The organism is Vibrio sp. 1401, assembly GCF_033340295.1.
Genome location: NZ_JAWOWF010000651.1, coordinates 1 through 571, shown reverse-complemented (window position 1 = coordinate 571; position 571 = coordinate 1). Strand labels below are relative to the sequence as shown.

At 47.3% G+C, this 571-nt stretch carries 1 protein-coding gene and 1 pseudogene; both read right to left on the bottom strand.

The genetic code is table 11. The features are described 5' to 3' along the window. A pseudogene (locus tag R7Z77_RS27375) lies at positions 1 to 269 on the bottom strand (ABC transporter permease); the annotation flags it as partial. Then, positions 266 to 571: ATP-binding cassette domain-containing protein (locus tag R7Z77_RS27370; protein ID WP_318137308.1), on the bottom strand; the 306-nt coding region annotated here is incomplete at its 5' end. The gene R7Z77_RS27370 and the pseudogene R7Z77_RS27375, both read right to left, overlap by 4 nt.

Below are 571 nucleotides of genomic sequence, written 5' to 3'. Positions count from 1 at the left end.
AATTCTTGATAGCTTTTCCAATCGATATTATTGGTTGCGTTACCAATACGAAAGACTGAATACAGCAGTAAGTTCACTTGGCCTGAGCGTCCGCCGATAATTAGGTCCGTTCCGGAAATGGTGTTCGCAAAGCTGTCTTTTGCTTGAGTGCGGATACGTTCTACGCCAAGCAGCAAGATTACCGATATTGCTACCGTCATGATCGTCAACATCGCTGTCGCTTTGCGGTTCATCAAGCTTTTCCAAGCGAGTTTGATTACAGCACTCACGCTAGCACCTCCATGTCACTGCTTTGGTTTATTTCTGGCAGATTAATGGTGCGATCGAACAAGCTTTCCAGAGTTGGATCATGGCTAACAAAAACCAATGTAGCGTTGGCAAGATTGGCTTGTTCCATCAATAACTCAATAAACGCTTTGCGGTTGTCATGATCCAAGGCTGAAGTTGGCTCGTCAGCGATAACCAGTTCAGGTTGGCCGATCAGTGCGCGAGCAGCTGCAACGCGTTGTTGCTGGCCAATACTCAGCTCAGAGACAGGCTTATGGTGCAGTGCTTTCGGAAGGTGCAAACG